11 protein-coding genes are annotated in these 11,953 nt (G+C 69.7%); 6 read left to right on the top strand and 5 right to left on the bottom strand.

From position 1 onward, the window contains the following. Window positions 1-77 precede the first annotated feature (77 nt). A complete protein-coding gene (locus ABZU76_RS42605) occupies window positions 78-965 on the top strand; it encodes an LLM class flavin-dependent oxidoreductase (RefSeq protein ID WP_354881325.1) in 888 nt (295 codons plus the stop codon). A 187-nt stretch (window positions 966-1,152) separates the two neighbouring features. Here the strand turns inward: ABZU76_RS42605 and ABZU76_RS42600 are convergent, their stop codons facing one another. Beyond that, window positions 1,153-3,165, bottom strand: a complete 2,013-nt coding sequence (locus tag ABZU76_RS42600; RefSeq protein WP_354881322.1) for a DUF6541 family protein — start codon at window positions 3,163-3,165, stop codon at window positions 1,153-1,155. A gap of 88 nt (window positions 3,166-3,253) precedes the next feature. On the opposite strand from ABZU76_RS42600, the gene glf reads away from it, so the two are divergent. From glf to ABZU76_RS42575, 5 genes are all read left to right on the top strand, one after another. Further along, entirely contained in the window at window positions 3,254-4,477 is a 1,224-nt protein-coding gene (glf, locus tag ABZU76_RS42595; protein WP_220245612.1) for a UDP-galactopyranose mutase, read from the top strand. Continuing rightward, window positions 4,470-5,030 (top strand): phosphatase PAP2 family protein, encoded by a 561-nt coding sequence (locus ABZU76_RS42590; protein WP_354881319.1) that lies wholly within the window; start codon window positions 4,470-4,472, stop codon window positions 5,028-5,030. Before glf ends, ABZU76_RS42590 begins: the two co-directional genes overlap by 8 nt. After that, window positions 5,027-6,076, top strand: coding sequence for a decaprenyl-phosphate phosphoribosyltransferase (locus tag ABZU76_RS42585; RefSeq protein ID WP_354881316.1), 1,050 nt, complete (start codon window positions 5,027-5,029; stop codon window positions 6,074-6,076). The genes ABZU76_RS42590 and ABZU76_RS42585 overlap by 4 nt, the downstream gene beginning before the upstream one ends. Window positions 6,077-6,205: 129 nt before the next feature. Beyond that, window positions 6,206-6,847 (top strand): hypothetical protein, encoded by a 642-nt coding sequence (locus tag ABZU76_RS42580; protein WP_354881313.1) that lies wholly within the window; start codon window positions 6,206-6,208, stop codon window positions 6,845-6,847. Window positions 6,848-6,945: 98 nt separating this feature from the next. After that, a complete protein-coding gene (locus tag ABZU76_RS42575) occupies window positions 6,946-8,337 on the top strand; it encodes a hypothetical protein (RefSeq protein WP_354881310.1) in 1,392 nt (463 codons plus the stop codon). A gap of 4 nt (window positions 8,338-8,341) precedes the next feature. On the opposite strand, the gene ABZU76_RS42570 is transcribed toward ABZU76_RS42575, so the two are convergent. The 4 genes from ABZU76_RS42570 to ABZU76_RS42555 all read right to left on the bottom strand — a co-directional run bounded on the left by ABZU76_RS42570 (window position 8,342) and on the right by ABZU76_RS42555 (window position 11,953). After that, window positions 8,342-8,977 (bottom strand): VC0807 family protein, encoded by a 636-nt coding sequence (locus tag ABZU76_RS42570; protein WP_354881307.1) that lies wholly within the window; start codon window positions 8,975-8,977, stop codon window positions 8,342-8,344. Between the two features lie 182 nt (window positions 8,978-9,159). Continuing rightward, a complete protein-coding gene (locus ABZU76_RS42565) occupies window positions 9,160-9,756 on the bottom strand; it encodes a hypothetical protein (RefSeq protein ID WP_354881304.1) in 597 nt (198 codons plus the stop codon). Further along, window positions 9,756-10,466 carry a hypothetical protein gene (locus ABZU76_RS42560; RefSeq protein ID WP_354881302.1) on the bottom strand — a complete coding sequence of 237 codons (711 nt, stop codon included), beginning with the start codon at window positions 10,464-10,466 and terminating at the stop codon, window positions 9,756-9,758. The genes ABZU76_RS42565 and ABZU76_RS42560 overlap by 1 nt, the downstream gene beginning before the upstream one ends. Next, the gene (locus tag ABZU76_RS42555) at window positions 10,463-11,953 is read right to left on the bottom strand and encodes a WXG100 family type VII secretion target (protein WP_354881299.1); all 1,491 of its coding nucleotides are present in this window, start codon (window positions 11,951-11,953) and stop codon (window positions 10,463-10,465) included. The genes ABZU76_RS42560 and ABZU76_RS42555 overlap by 4 nt, the downstream gene beginning before the upstream one ends.

The raw sequence follows: 11,953 nt of genomic DNA, 5'->3' as shown, positions 1-11,953 counted from the left end.
GGCCCATTGTCCCCGAACCGGGCACGGGCACCGCCCTTTCGAGCGAATGTCGGTGGTTGCCGATACCGTCCACCCTCGTGCGAGCAGGCATCGTGATCCTTCCGGAAGATCGTTGGTGGGCGGCCGAGCCCAAGTGGCGGGCCGCCGAGGAGTACGGCTTCGACCACGCGTGGACCTACGACCACCTGGGTTGGAGATCCCTGGTCGACGGCCCGTGGTTCTCGGCCGTGCCCACCCTCACGGCCGCCGCCATGGTCACGTCCACCATCCGGCTGGGCACGTTCGTCGCGTCGCCCGTGGCGCGGCACCCGGTGCCGTTCGCGCGCGAGCTGATCACCCTCGACGACGTGTCCGACGGCCGGTTCGTGCTGGGCGTCGGCGCGGGCGTGGACTCGAAGAACTACGACGTGCAGGTGCTCGGCGCGCCCGACTTCACGCCGAAGCAGCGCGCCGACCGCTTCACGGAGTTCGTCGAGTCGCTCGACGGACTGCTGATGACCGACCGCTTCGACTTCGAGGGCGAGTACTACCAGGCCCACGGCGCCCGCAACCTCCCCGGCACCGTGCAGCGCCCGCGGCTGCCGTTCGTCGTCGCGGCCAACGGACCGCGCACGATGACGCTGGCCGCCCGCTTCGGCGCCGGCTGGGCCACCACCGGCCGCGGCGGCGCGACCACCGACGAGTGGTGGCAGGGCATCGCCGAGCTCAGCCGCGTGTTCGACGAGCGTCTCGACGCCGCCGGCCGCGAGCGCGACTCCGTGCACCGCTACCTGAGCCTCGACGCGGCGCCGGTCTTCTCGCTGAGCAGCGTCGACGCGTTCCGCGAAGCCGTCGAACGCTCGCGCGAGCTGGGCTTCACCGACGTCATCGCGCACTGGCCGCGTTCGAGCGGCCCGTACGAGGGCCACGAGTCAGTGCTGGAGCAGGTTGTGGAGAACGTGCTGCCCACGCTCAAGGACAGCTAGGCCGTTCAGGTGACTTCATCCCCGCCGGGAAACCGATTTCCCGACCCGGGCGTCAAGCAGGTGAGAAGAGGGGGAGACGGTCCTTCACCGGGCCGCTCTTCTCACCCGTGAGCACCCCGGGGGTGCTGGGGAATGGGAGGTCCTCGTGGCCGCGGCCGGGGCAGCCGCGGCCACGAGGCTCACAAAATCACTTCACGATCGTGTAGATCACCGCACCGGGATTCCGGTAGTCGACCCGCAGGAAATCGAGCCCGTCCAGCCTCTGCAGCCCGGGCGCGATCGGCGTGTCCTTGCGGATCGTGCCGCTGCCCACCAGCACGTGGTGCACGTCCAGCCGCCGCACGGCGTCGCGCACGCGGGGGTCGGTGTCGTAGTCGCGGAAGTGCAAGGCCAGGTACACGGCGTCCGGATCGACGTGGCCGCCGCCGTCGTAGTGGCCGGCCACCGGGTGCACGCCGGCGATCGCGTACATCCACGCGGTGCCGTCCATGCGGTCGTTGAGCACCTTCTCCTGCGCGGGGATCCCCATCGTGCCGAGGTGCTCCATGGCGGCGATCTCGTCGGCGCTCACCGGCGGCGTCACCTCGCCTTCGGGCCCGTTGTAGTACAGGTACGAGACGGCAGTCGCGTTCGCGTTGCGGTAGAAGCCGCCGGTCAGCACGGCCATCGCGGCCACCACGACCACGGCCGTCACCAGGCCGAGCCGCGCCAGCACCTGCGGCCGCGAGCGCACCCACGAGCCGCTGCGGGCCAGGCGCGCGATCCACCGCTGCAGCTCCGCCATGCCGTGGCCCGCGAGCAGGCACAGCGGGATCGCGGCCAGCGCCATCAGCCGGTACCGGTCGTTCCACCACGGCCGCGACAGCGACACCACCCACGGCAGGTAGCCGTAGCAGGTGACCAGCACGAAGAATCCCGACAGCCCGATCGCCGAGAGCAGCACCCAGCGCATCCGCCGCAGTGTGAAAAACGTGAGCGTGCCCAGCGTGAGCAGCACCGTCAGCCAGATCTGCGGCCGGCTGAGCACCTGCTGGAACGTCACGAGCAGCTTCAGCGCGAGCGGGATCGGCAGGTTCGAGTTCCACGAGTAGTACGGGTACGCGCCGGAGGTGAACCCGATCGCGCCCAGGATCTGCGGCGCCGCCAGCACGGCGCTGACCACCAGGACCGGCAGCATCCGCAGCACGTCGCCCAGGATCACGCGCCACGCCGGCGTCTCGAGAGCCACGCCGTCCACGCGCTTGCGCCGCAGCGACCGGTACCAGCGCTGCACCACCAGCGGCAGCGCGAACAGCACCGCGCCGAACAGTGCGCTCGAGTGCGCCGCGAGCAGCCCGTCGGCCGTCAGCGCCAGGATCAGGCCCGTGTCGACGCCCGGGCGCACCAGGAACCGCTGCAGCGCCACCACGGCCAGCGGCGTGAGCACGATGCCCAGCGCGTACGGCAGCAGCCCGCTCGACACCGACTCGTACGCACCCGTCGTGGCAGCCGCCGCGACCAGCGCCGTGCAGCCCGCGTACACCGCGCGTCCGCCGAGCTGGCGGATCAGCGCCACCATCGACAGCGCGAACAGACCCGCGACCGGCATGGTGATGGCGTTGAGCGTGACCGGGACGCTCGTGCCCGAGATCTGGTAGACCAGCGCGCCGACCAGGTGATACGCGTTCGGGTAGAAAGAGCCGTCGGGGTACCAGTTGATGGTGCCCATGCCGGTGAGCGAGCCGTCGCCGGTGTCGGCGATGTAGCGGATGCCGTTCGCGTGGAACACGGTGTCCCAGCGCTGGAAGACGGCCGTCGTGCCGCCGCGCGCCGAGAGCACCACGGCGATCGACAGGCCCACGGCCACGACCAGGCACCCGGCCACGGCCCAGTGCGCCCGTTTGCTCCACTCGATCGGCGGCTCCTCCGCGCCCGGCCGCAGCCAGCCGCGGGCCATCAGCAGCCGCCGGACGCCGTACATGAGGGCCGCCAGACCCACGGTGCACAGGGCGGCGGATCCGACGTTGTACGGGAGCCCGGCGTCGGCCAGCCACGGGCCGGCCAGACCCGTCACGGCGTAGCTGACCAGCGGCGCGAGGCCGACCAGCGCCCAGCCGCGCACTCCGGCCGCCCAGCCCACCAGGCCGCCGGGTATCGCCAGCACGGTCAGGTAGGTGACGACCGCTACCAAGTAGCTCCCAAAGGTGTCCGGTGCAGGCATGCTTCTCACGTGTGTCGGTGCGGTACGGCCGGCGGTATGCCGAGGTCGGTTCGGGCCACGGTGTCAGGACTGCGTACCCTGGGCGCCCGTGAGCGAGCACACGAACCCCGCCAAGATTACTGAACACGAGTTCGCCGGCTACGACCTCGTCGTCGTCGGGTCCGGTTTCTTCGGGCTGACCGTCGCCGAGCGGGCCGCGGCCGAGCTCGGCAAGAAGGTTCTGGTGCTCGAGCGCCGGAGCCACCTCGGCGGCAACGCCTACTCCGAGGCCGAGCCCGAGACCGGTATCGAGGTGCACAAGTACGGTGCGCACCTGTTCCACACCTCGAACAAGCGCGTGTGGGAGTACGTCAACCGCTTCACCGAGTTCACCGGCTATCAGCACCGGGTGTTCGCCAAGGTCAAGGACCAGGTCTACTCGTTCCCGATGAACCTGGCCCTGATCAACCAGTTCTTCGGCAAGTCCCACACCCCGGACGAGGCCCGCGAGCTCATCGCCAAGCAGGCGTCCGAGTTCCAGACCGACGCCGCCGAGAACCTCGAGGAAAAGGCCATCTCGCTGGTCGGCCGTCCGCTGTACGAGGCCTTCATCCGCGGGTACACCGCGAAGCAGTGGGAGAACGACCCCAAGAACCTGGGCGCGAACATCATCACGCGCCTGCCGGTCCGGTACACGTTCGACAACCGGTATTTCAACGACACCTACGAGGGCCTGCCCGTCGACGGGTACACCGCGTGGCTCGAGAAGATGGCCGAGCACGAGAACATCGAGATCCGCCTGAACGTCGACTACTTCGACGTGCGCGACCAGATCCCGGCGGGCACGCCGACCGTCTACACCGGGCCGCTGGACCGCTACTTCGACTACTCGGCGGGCCGGTTCACCTGGCGCACCGTCGACTTCGAGTCCGAGGTCGCGGAGACCGGTGACTTCCAGGGTGCCCCGGTCGTGAACTACAACGACCAGGAAGTGCCTTACACCCGCATCATCGAGTTCCGCCACTTCCACCCGGAGCGGGATTACCCGAAGGACAAGACGGTCATCTTCCGCGAGTTCTCGCGCTTCGCGACGGAAGACGACGAGCCGTACTACCCGATCAACACGCCGGAGAACCGCGAGAAGCTCGAGAGCTACCGCGAACTGGCCAAGGCCGAGGCCCGCGAGAAGAACGTGCTGTTCGGCGGCCGCCTTGGCACGTACAAGTACCTCGACATGCACATGGCGATCGGCTCGGCGCTGTCGATGTTCGACAACAAGATCGCGCCGCACCTCACCGAGGGCAAGCCCCTCGACGGGTCGATCGATGCTTGAGCAGCGTGCTGTTCCGGCCGAGGCCGGAACTCCCGTCGTGACGCCGGCGGCCGAACCGAGTGGTGAGGTCGCTGTGTTGTCCCAGGCCCAGCGCTTCCTGAAGAAGCCGGGCACGGTGCAGGTCGCGCGCGGGATGTCGCTGTTCGGCGAGCACAGCGCGGGCTGGTTCGCGCTCGGCCTGATCGGCGCCGCGGTGGACAAGCCGCGGCGTAAGGACTGGCTCGTCGCGTCCGTCGGCGTCGTCGGCGCGCACGCCGCCTCGATCGCGGTGAAACGCGTGGTCAGGCGGCGTCGTCCGGACCACCCGAGCGTCGAGGTCCTGGTCGGCACGCCGAGCAAGCTGAGCTTCCCGTCTTCGCACGCGACGTCCACGACGGCTGCGGCAGTGCTCTACTCCGGACTCACCGGGCGTAACCTGGTCCCCGCCCTCGTACCGCCGATGCTGGCCTCGCGGCTGCTGCTCGGCGTCCACTATCCGACCGACGTACTGGCCGGTGCGGCCCTGGGAGGCCTCGTCGGTGGTCTGATCCGACGGAAGCTGAAGAGACGATGAGCGAAACGACCGACGAGCGTGCCGAGAACTCGACCGACCCGGCTGAATCCGCGAAGGCGGACGAAGCCGTGAAGGTCGAGACCGAGGAAGCTGCCGCTGACGCAGCCGCGTCCTCGGCTGCCGTTTCGGAGCCGGCGACCCCGGCTGCCGCTTCGGCCGGCACGAACCCCGTGGCGCTGGTGCTGGGCGTGATCAAGACTGCGCGTCCGAAGCAGTGGGTGAAGAACGTGCTGGTGTTCGCCGCACCGTTCTTCGCGTTCTCGAAGGCGACCAACCGCACCGAGCTGGTCATCGACGCGCTGATCGCGTTCGTGGCCTTCTCGCTGACGGCCTCGTCGGTCTACCTCATCAACGACGCCGTCGACGTCGACGCCGACCGCGCCCACCCGACGAAGCGCAACCGGCCCATCGCGGCCGGGATCGTGCCGGTGCCGGTGGCCTACGCCGCCGCGGTGGTGTTCTTCCTGGCCGGTCTCGCGGTGTCCTTCACCGCGAGCTGGGAGCTGGCCGTGGTGCTCGGCGTGTACGAAGCCGTGCAGCTCGGGTACTGCTTCGGGCTCAAGCACCAGCCGGTGGTGGACCTCGCGATCGTCGGCTCGGGCTTCCTGATGCGCTCGATTGCCGGTGGTGTCGCCGGCGGGATCGCCATGTCGCAGTGGTTCCTGCTGGTCACGGCGTTTGGCTCGCTGTTCATGGTGGCGGGCAAGCGCTACGCGGAGATCATGCTGTTCGAACGCACGGGCGCGAAGATCCGGTCGTCGCTGAAGAAGTACTCGGCGAGTTACCTGCGGTTCGTGTGGGCGACGTCGGCGGCCATTCTGATCATGTCCTACTGCCTGTGGGCGTTCGAGATCCGGCAGGCGGAGCACGATTCGCTGTGGGCTGTCGTGTCGATGGTGCCGTTCGTGATCGCTGTGCTGCGGTACGCCGTGGACGTCGATGGTGGCAACGCCGGGGCGCCGGACGAGATCGCGTTGCGGGACCGGGTGTTGCAGGTGCTCGGGTTGACGTGGGTTGTGACGTTGTTCCTGTCGTTCTACCTGTGAGTCGTTCTACCTGTGAATTGCGCTGGAATTTAGACAGCTGAGCTTCAGGCTGCGCACAGAAATACCGGTCATCCTCGGACGTGGGGGCGAGCAGGCCGCTCGTTCCCACTTCAGCCGGAGGAGCCGAAGATGAGTGACCAGGTCCCGCCGGAGCAGTCCGGTGATGGTGGTTTGCCGCAGGATGCGACGGCGGAGGGTTCGCAGCCCGGTGTCGGTGGTGCGGCTGCTGCTGGTGGTTCTGGGGACGACACGCACGTGACGGCGGAGAACCAGCAGCAGGGGGTTGGCGCCGGCGGGCAGCAGGCGCCGGGGCCGCAGCAGGTCCCGCCGGGACAGCAGCAGGCAGGAGCTCCACAGCCTGGAACGCAGCAGCCGGGTGTGCAGCAGCCCGGCGCGCAGCAGCCTGGAATGCCGCAGCCTGGAATGCCGCAGCAGCCGTACGGTCAGCAGCCTCCGCCTGGTGCGTGGGGCGCACCGCAGCCGGCTCGCCGGCCCGGCGGGTTCCGCCGGTTCGTGGGCAACCGGGTGACCCAGCTGGTCGGTGTCGGCGTCCTGGGGCTGCTCGTCGGCGGCGGGATCGTCGGTGGCGTCATGGCCGCGACTCAGCACGACGGGCGGCCGGGGATGTCGCACTTCCGCGATGGCGGTGGTGGCGGGTACCGAGATTTCCGTGGTGGGCCTGGGTTCGGCCAGGGTGGGCCTGGTGGCCCCGGTGGTACTGGAACCAGCAACGGAACGGGAACCGGAACCGGGACTGGCGACGGGATCTGATCGCTCGGTCCCGCGCGAGCTCGTGCGCGGCCTGAAGGGGCCGAAGCTCCGGACATAGGTCACAGGAAGATCACGGCGGTTGGGTACGGTGTCGCGTGATGCGAAGCGACACCGTTGTCCGGCCGGCCATCGACAGGTGGCTGCCGTTCGGTGTCGCGGCCGTGTCAGCCACCGTGTTCCTGCTGGCCAGCCGGCATTTGGTCGACGACGCGTACGTCACGCTGTCCTACGCCCGCAACCTCGCCCTGCACGGCCACTGGGGCCTCGTCGAGCAAGACACGGCCAACACGGCCACCTCACCGCTGCACGTAGCCTCTGTGGCCGCCGTGACGGTCGTTGTGCGCGACGCGGTGGTGGGGGCCGGCGTGGTGTTCGTGGCCGCGCAGGTGCTGCTCGCGACGGGACTCAACAGGCTCGCCGAAAAAACCGGCCTCCCGCACCAGTTCGTGCTGCTCGCCTTCGCCGCCTTGCTGCTCAACCCGCTGCTCGTGTCAGCGGTCGGGCTGGAGGTGTTGCTGGCGGCGGCCGCTGCGGTGTGGGTGCTGGTGTTCGCGACGGAACGGCGGTCGGCGGCGCTGGGGTTTGCCTCCGGGGCCTTGCTGCTCGTGCGGGTTGATCTGCTCGTGGTCGCGCTGGTGGTGTTCGTGGCGCGGCCGAGGTTCTGGGAGGGTGTCTGGCGGACGACATTCGCGGCTCTTGTCGTTGCGGTGCCGTGGTTTGCGTTCAGCTGGTTCGTGCTCGGGTCGGCGGTGCCGGACACCGTCGTCTTTCAGCAGCCGACGGTGCCGTGGCTCGACTTCCCGGCCGCCACGCTGATTTCGTTTCTGCCGGTGCCGCTCGCGGCCATCGTGGCGCTGGTCCGCCGGGATGAAGCCACTCGGCCGTTTGCCGTACTCGCGGGGGCCGGGATCGTGCATTCGATCGTGGTCGCGTCGCCTGATCCGTGGTCGTACGCGCCCGCGATCGTTGGTGCGACGGTGTTTCTCGCGGCGTGGATCTGTGTGACGCCGCACCGCGTCCCGGCGGCGGCCGCGGCGGGGCTGGCGCTCGCCGCCGCGGTCGGCGTGTACGTGGCGCCCGGTCTGCCGCGACGGTTCGCGCCGATCACAGGCAACCTCGCCGCGACGGATGAGTACCGCGAGATCGGCACGCAGCTGGCCACGCTGGCGAAAGGGCGCGCCGTGGAGAGCCCCGGCGAAACGGGCGCGCTCGCGTACGCGTGCGATTGTCACCTCGTCGGCGAGTTCTCCGACCGCGGTGCCGTCGACCCCGCGATCACCGAGACGAAGCTGCGCAGCAACGAGCTCGGCCGGGCCCTGATCGAAGCCAACTTCCACCACTTCGACCACGGCGTCGCGCCCACGACCCCGGACCTGGTGCTCGAAACGACGCCGCGCGCGCCTCCGCCGACGGCGCTGGCGGCCTGGACCATCGACTCACCCCGCGCCGGCACGCAGCACCTCTACCTGGCGCGGGCGCGCGGGCAGTGACCGGTCAGCGAACGGTCGCCGGCCGCTGCCACACCGTGCGCATCGAACCCTCGCGCACGAGCAGCACCTGCGTGACCACCTGCAGGAGCACGAAGAACGCGATCGACACCACCGTGTCCAGCGCGGGCACGTCGTCGATGGGCAGCGTGTACGCCATGGCGATGCTCACGCCGCTGTGCACCAGTCCGCCAACGCCCCAGACCACGGCGAGCACCCGCCACAGGCGCCGGAACGACGGCCGCTGCTCCCACGCGTCGTCGAGCTGCGCGCCCTTGCCCGGCAGGAGTGCGCGGGCGGCCTCGTAGGTGACCGGCCGGCGGCCGATGACCAGGCTCGCCAGCAGCCAGACGCCGGCGAGCGAGCTGAACCACGCGTTGCGCACCAGCAGCAGCCGCGCGTCGCCGGTGAGCAGCGTCGTCACCACGCTCACGGCGACGATCGCCAGCACGAACAAGCCCATCCCGTCCACTCGCCGCCGCGTGACGGCCGTGTAGAGCACGCGCAACGCCGGCGGCAGGCCGCTCAGCAGCAGCGCCCACACGGGCACCACGCCGAACGCCCTCAGCAGGTAGTAGCCCCCGACGGGTGCGCCGATGTCGATGAGCAGGGCGAACGCGGACGAACGGAAGTCTTTACCCATACGTCCGAGTCTTCGGGGGAACGCGGGCCGGAGCCATCGTCGGTCCGGCCACCCGGCATCCACCGATCGGTTGATGCCCGTTACCAGTCCGGCCAAAAGCAGGCCGACCCCCACGCGGGACGTAACCGTTGCCACGAAGCCATTCGGCCGTGACTGTGGTCCGATTAGTAACGATCGGCACACTAGCGACGCGAGAGGGCCCTTCGCACCTTCATCGGCGCCACCAGGTCACGCTGGGTCAGCGTGGAGCCGTCGGCGAAGGTGAACCGGATCCCCGGCTCGGGTGGGAAGCTGCGGCCGGGGGTCACGGCGTCGAGCCGCGCCACGACGTCGGCCGGGAACTCCTCGGCCGTCACGAAGAAGTCCTTCGTGTCCGGCTCGGCCACGAACTTCGTCGGGTACACGAGCGCGAGCCGCCGATCCGTCCAGGTCAGGCGCGCGGCGCCGGCCGAGAACGCCAAGTGGTCGGCGATCCGCACGGCCACTGCCGTAGGCGCCGCGGCTTCCACGCGGTAGGCCAGCGACGGGTCGTCGGTCCAGTCCTCGTCGGGCAGCCTGGCGGGCGTCGGCCAGCGGCCCGGCGCCGTCGTGACCTTCACCGGTTCGCGCGCCGGCGCGTACGGCAGGTGTAGCGTGCCGCCGACCCATGCGACGACGTGGCCGTGCGCCGGCGGACAGCCCAGCAGCAGCCGTTCCTTCTTGCGCAGCCACACTTTCGCGTAGTCGCGCTCGATGATCTCGTCGACCTCGCCGGCCTGCTTCAGCTCCTGCGCGCGCATCACGCGGCTCCGTTCGTGCGGGCCAGCAGCCAGTCGAACGCCTCGGGCTCGGCCACGCCGAACCGCAGGTCGAGCCCGGAACCGTCCACAAGCAACATCCGCAGGCCCGGTTCACGGCCGCGCGAAGCCACGGCGAACCCCGCGATCTGCTCACGCGGCAGCGACGCCGCCACCTCGAACTCCCGCACCGCCACCGGCTCACCCTCGCGGTTGGCGCCGTACGTCTTGCGCCGGTCCGTGACGATCTCCGCCACGTCCTTGCCGAACTTCGCCATCCCGCGCCCGAAGCCCATCGCCTTGCCCAGCAACGACTTCTCCGGCTCCTCCACGGGCTCCGGCGCCACCACGACCCGCAACAACACCAGCCGCGTCGACGTCAGCGCCCACAACGACGCCCGCGACCCGCGCGCGAGCCCCTCGGCCGCCATGCCCGTTCGATCGCCGAACACCACGACCGACGGCTCCTGGGGCACGGAACCGCCGCTGCCACTGTCCTCACTGGACAGTGCCGCGTCCACGACCCCGCCCGCGAAGCCGGCCACGCCGGATCCGACCTTGCGCAGCAAGCTCTTCGCAGGCTGCCCGAATTCATCGAGGCCCCGCACGGCGTACCCGACAACACCGCCGTACGCGGCCCACAACAACCGCTCGTCAGCACGCAGGTGCGGCCGCGCCTGCGTGGCGGCACCCAGGGGATCGGCGAGATTCATTCTTCGAGTGAGAACCCTCGGTCGGTCGCCTCGCGGCGCTCGTCTTCACCTTCGGTCTGAGACTGGTTGTAACCGTACTTCACACCTTGCTCGATGCCCTGCTCGGCGATGTTGCCCGCGCTGCCCCGCCACGCCGCCTTGCCCACGCTCGAAGTCCCGCTCATCCCCGCCAGCCGCAGCCCGGTCTCGGTCAGGTTGGTGGTCAACGCATCCGCGCCATTCGAACCGATCCCCAGCGCGTTGGCGAACCGGTTGCCCGTGCGCGAAGCCCCCGTGGCCGCGTCGGCCTTCGTCAGGATCTTCGCGAGCGGGTTCTTGTCGATCATGTCCGCCACGCGCTTCTCGAGGAAGTTGCCGTTGCGCAGGCCTTCCACGCGCTCCACGACCTTCTTCAACGGCCCCGTCCGCAGCTTCTGCAGGATCTTCTCCAGCTCCTCGATGAGCGGCCGAAGCTTGCCCAGCAGCTGCTTGACCTTCATCCCGAGCCGTCCGCCGGTCACCGCGACCTCGCCCGTGGTCGCCGCACCCGCGGCCCCCACCGACGCGCCGGCCGTGATCCACGACGCCGCCAGCGCCGCGAGCCACTCGATGATCAGGCCCATCACCAGCTCTTGCAGGATGTCGATCACGATCTCCACGAACGCGTCGAACAGGTCCGCGGCCAGCTCCAGGATCTGCTGCAGCCCGCGCACCTCGTCCGCGAATGCGGAGGCGCCCTCGGAGAACTCGCCCATCTGCTTGCGGAACGCGTCGCCGCCCGAGCCTTCCCACGGCTCCTTCGTGAGGTCCGCGCGCTTCTGCTCGTGCTCGCCGACGCCGTCGAGCCACTGCGCCACCTGCGCCCAGCCCTGCGCGGTGCTGCGCATCTGCTCGGGGTCGCCGATCGCCGGTTCCAGCACGAACTCCACGAGCGGGCTGATCACGATGCCGATGAGGAACCCGAGCCCGTTGTCGATCAACGACTGCCCTGGGCTCGTCACGAGCTGGATCTGCTCCATGCGCGTGTGCACGGCTGCGATCGCCACGTCGGGCGGGCTGCCGGCATGCGAGACCTCAGTCGACGTCGAAAGCCACGAGCTGCCGTAGCCGCCGTTCTGCTCCAGGTAGCTCTTGCGGCCCGCGTCGCCCGCGTGGTTCACGTCCGACAGCGACCCCGCGCCGCTGCCGCCGTCGGCGAGCTCCTTGCCGAGCCCGGTCACGGCGTCGGTGGTCGCGTCCTCGTGGCCCTGGTACGCCTGTGCTGCCATCGTGGTCTTGTCCGCGATCGCGTCCAGGAATGTTTTCGCCTGGTCCGCGAGGTCCTGGCACTCCTGCAACGAGTCGAAGTACTTGTACGCCATCAGCTCGCCGAGCGGGCCGAAGCAGTCGTCGCTCACGCGTGCCTGCTGCAGCAGCTGGGCGAGGCTGCCGAAGTGCCCGGCCGCTTCCTTCGAGCCGCTCGCGTGCGCGTTCAGCGCCGCCGGCTCGATCTTGAACCCACTGGTCAC

It is taken from the genome of Amycolatopsis sp. NPDC005232, from assembly GCF_040607795.1.
In the GTDB taxonomy this organism is placed as follows: Bacteria; Actinomycetota; Actinomycetes; order Mycobacteriales; family Pseudonocardiaceae; genus Amycolatopsis.
The sequence above is the reverse complement of the archived record's forward strand: the minus strand, read 5'-3'. Positions and strand labels throughout refer to the sequence as shown.

Bases quoted from the DNA above. Each gene is read 5' to 3' on its own strand.
- ABZU76_RS42600 (WP_354881322.1), bottom strand. From the start codon at position 3,165: ATGCCTGCACCGGACACCTTTGGGAGCTACTTGGTAGCGGTCGTCACC.
- ABZU76_RS42590 (WP_354881319.1), top strand. From the start codon at position 4,470: ATGCTTGAGCAGCGTGCTGTTCCGGCCGAGGCCGGAACTCCCGTCGTG.
- ABZU76_RS42585 (WP_354881316.1), top strand. From the start codon at position 5,027: ATGAGCGAAACGACCGACGAGCGTGCCGAGAACTCGACCGACCCGGCT.
- ABZU76_RS42580 (WP_354881313.1), top strand. From the start codon at position 6,206: ATGAGTGACCAGGTCCCGCCGGAGCAGTCCGGTGATGGTGGTTTGCCG.
- ABZU76_RS42575 (WP_354881310.1), top strand. From the start codon at position 6,946: ATGCGAAGCGACACCGTTGTCCGGCCGGCCATCGACAGGTGGCTGCCG.
- ABZU76_RS42570 (WP_354881307.1), bottom strand. From the start codon at position 8,977: ATGGGTAAAGACTTCCGTTCGTCCGCGTTCGCCCTGCTCATCGACATC.
- ABZU76_RS42565 (WP_354881304.1), bottom strand. From the start codon at position 9,756: ATGCGCGCGCAGGAGCTGAAGCAGGCCGGCGAGGTCGACGAGATCATC.
- ABZU76_RS42560 (WP_354881302.1), bottom strand. From the start codon at position 10,466: ATGAATCTCGCCGATCCCCTGGGTGCCGCCACGCAGGCGCGGCCGCAC.